Source organism: Daejeonella sp. (assembly GCF_036405355.1).
GTDB lineage: Bacteria > Bacteroidota > Bacteroidia > Sphingobacteriales > Sphingobacteriaceae > Daejeonella.
The window spans coordinates 1-3,161 of sequence record NZ_DASWXT010000013.1 but is presented as its reverse complement, the minus strand read 5'-3'; the positions used below and the strand labels follow the sequence as shown (position 1 = coordinate 3,161).

The following is a 3,161-nucleotide window of genomic DNA, read 5'->3' as shown; positions in this document are numbered from 1 at the left end:
ATTCAGATTTCCACTTGGATGGTTATGTACTAATATAACCCCACTCGCCGCAGATTTTAAAGCAGCTGCAAAAACCACTTTCGGATCTACCAGAGTTCCACTTGTACCACCGACACTTATGTCAACTATCCCCAAGACTCTGTTGGCTCTGTTAAGAAGCACAATTTTAAACTCCTCAATAAATTCGATAATCTCAAAGTTCCAATGTTTCTGTAGGATCGAATAGACATCTTTTGATTCTGTGATCTTTGGACGATCTGATGCTTTTACTTTCGACTTGTAACTCAGTTGCACTTCAGCAACTTTCATGTTTTTACTTTCCATATTCTTTATTTGATTAATATGGAGCACAATCATGCTTTAAGATCAACTAAGCCAAGGAGGAGTGGAATAAATGGAATTGAGCGTTTAGGGTTGTGGGTTTATGCCAAGCTCCTTGAAGCGTGTTGAGCTTACAAGCATATTTTTGTGAGAATATCTAATGGAATAAATTGTAAAAGTCTGGTAGTCGTAGACAAAATCTTAAATATGTGTCTATATAAACCCTTTATTGACTTTGTCTAAATTCTTTCAGTCCAATAACGTCCTTTCTAATTTCCCTCCTCCATCCTTTGCCAAACTTCGAATCAAGATACTCGAAAATATATTTATTATATTCCACCGCAAACTTAGCTGTTGGACCTATGCAGCCAGATTCAAAGTATGTGATATTATATTTTTCTTCAAATGATCTATCATTTAAGTATACAATTGGTGCATCGCCACTCTGGAGGAGTAACAAAGCAATATTATCCTGAATATCTTTAGTAGCCAAACCTTTCACCTTATTGATATCATCCAAAAACAACAGTTTTTGAGCTCCACTTTCATTTATTTGTTTATCCGTTAGCCTCTTCCCTTGACCAAAGCTTGTGACACAAATTGATATTAGAAATATGGTTATTAAGTATTTCATTATAAATGAATTGGAATTAAAGATAACCATTGTAGACAAGAATTGAAAAAGGTGTCTATATAACCCCTTTTCGAGTTTTGTCTAAATTCTAAGTTCGCTAAGTTTTTTTATGCTTTTTCAAAATCCAGTAGATATCATTGAAAAAACTATCAGCTTCAAGCATGCTTTTTAAATGAAAATGCTCTCTAATTTCTTTTACTAATTCACAGTACTCCTCGTATTCAACGCCATTGAAGCTATCACGGCTTGTCTTCAACTTGACACCACCTTCCTGTTTTAAGACAGTTGTAAGCTTCCCTGAAATTAAGACATGAAGTAATTAGACAAAAAGTTTAATTTCAAATGTCATAAAATGAAAAAGCAGCAATTCACAGAAACCCAGATCGCTACTGCGGTCAAACAGTATGAAGGAGGCCGCACGGCCACAGATGTATGCCGTGAATACGGGATCAGCAAAGCCACACTCTATAACTGGCGTAAGAAGTATAGCGGCATGGATGCCTCTCACTTGCGAGATCTCAAAACACTTCAAGACGAGAACCGGAGGCTTAAACAGATGTACGCTGAGCTAAGCCTGGATTATCAACTTGCCAAAACGATCATCGAAAAAAAGTTGTAAAGCCCTGCCAAAAGCGGGAGCTGGCAGAATGGTCGGTTAGTGAAGTTGGAGTCAGCATTGACAGGGCTTGCCGGACTGTAGGTCTGCACCGTTCGTTATGGTACTATCAAAGCAGGAAAGACGACACCGAAGTGATGGACAAACTTCAAAGTCTGGCTGAACGCTATCCTACACGAGGATTTGACGACTACTACGGTAAAATTCGGCTTGAGGGCTTGGTATGGAATCGTAAACGGGTTCTCAGGGTTTACAGATCCATGAGATTGGTATTTAGGCGTAAGCATAAGCGCAGGCTGCCTGCACGTATAAAACAACCATTAGAAGCGGCACAACTGATTAATTACAGCTACAGTATGGACTTTGTAAGCGATGCTTTAATGAGCGGCAGACGAGTCAGGATATTAAATATCATGGATGATTGCAGCAGAGAGTGTCTTGCTGCCTACGCAGATTACAGCATTCCTGCATGGAAGGTAATTATGGTGCTGGAACAGGTTATAAATGAGAGAGGAAAGCCAGTTAAGATCCGGGTGGACAATGGTCCGGAATTTATCAGCAAAGAGTTAAAAAACTGGTGCGATGACAACAAAATAGCGCTGCAGTTTATTCAGCCAGGCAAGCCTATGCAGAATGGTTATATAGAACGGTTGAACCGGACATTCCGGGAAGATGTACTCAATGCTTACCTCTTTGAGAACCTGGAACAACTGAGGATCTTATGCGATGAGTGGGTTTACGATTACAACCATATGAAACCTCACAGCGCTCTTAAAGGAATGGTACCTGCTATGATCTCCAAACAACAGACTGAGGTCAACACGAAGAATGTATTAATTGAGGAAATAACTCTAAATTAACGGTGTCTTAAAAATGGGAAGGCTACAATTTTAAAAGAGTAATAGAAACTGTTATCGGTATGGACAGTTAGTCTGAGAAAGTTACGAATTTGTACAGTTTCTCCTTATGAAGATAATAATCTAAATTTTTATCAAATTTGAAATAACACATATCCTAATAAGGAACCGCCCAAAACTACAACAGCACTATTTAATTTTTTGTATCCAAAAGTTATTGCAATGCTCAAAACTGCAATTAAAATCGTTCGCCAATCAGTAATGGTTTCTTTACCCATTTCATAGCACACTGCTATGATTATGGCTACCGATGCTACATTCACGGCATCTAAAAAGGCAGATAACCCTTTAGAATTTCGTAGCTTTTTCATTAACGGATTAAGCAGTGCCACAAAAACAAATGATGGCAGGAAAATGGCAATAGTTGAGATAATGGCTCCTGAAAGCCCATTGATTTGAAAGCCAATAAACGTTACCGATGAAAAAACGGGACCAGGCGTGAACTGACCTACTGCAATAGCATCCATCAATTGCCGTCTTGTGAGCAGACCTGTTGCTACCAATTCTGTATCTAAAAAAGCAAACAGCACATATCCGCTCCCATAAAGTATGGAGCCAATTTTAAGAAATGTCCAAAACAGTTTAGCATTTGTCGCTGTCCAAAAAGTTGTCTGTGTAACCTGAAGAAAGGTAAACGGAACGATACTTTGCAAAGTATTATTTTGTCTGTTCT

3 protein-coding genes and 1 pseudogene are annotated in these 3,161 nt (G+C 38.6%); 1 reads left to right on the top strand and 3 read right to left on the bottom strand.

The features are described from left to right. On the bottom strand, positions 1 to 324 hold a 324-nt coding region (locus VGE44_RS01585; RefSeq protein WP_331076012.1), incomplete at its 3' end, for a JAB domain-containing protein. A gap of 223 nt (positions 325 to 547) precedes the next feature. Next, positions 548 to 955 (bottom strand): hypothetical protein, encoded by a 408-nt coding sequence (locus VGE44_RS01580; protein WP_331076011.1) that lies wholly within the window; start codon positions 953 to 955, stop codon positions 548 to 550. Positions 956 to 1,307: 352 nt separating this feature from the next. Here VGE44_RS01580 and VGE44_RS01570 point away from each other — a divergent pair. After that, a pseudogene (locus VGE44_RS01570) lies at positions 1,308 to 2,431 on the top strand (IS3 family transposase). A 131-nt stretch (positions 2,432 to 2,562) separates the two neighbouring features. Here the strand turns inward: VGE44_RS01570 and VGE44_RS01565 are convergent. After that, on the bottom strand, positions 2,563 to 3,161 hold a 599-nt coding region (locus tag VGE44_RS01565), incomplete at its 5' end, for a chromate transporter (RefSeq protein ID WP_331076009.1).

What these genes read in the sequence shown, in the direction of transcription:
- VGE44_RS01580 (WP_331076011.1), bottom strand. Translation starts at nt 955, where the DNA reads ATGAAATACTTAATAACCATATTTCTAATATCAATTTGTGTCACAAGC.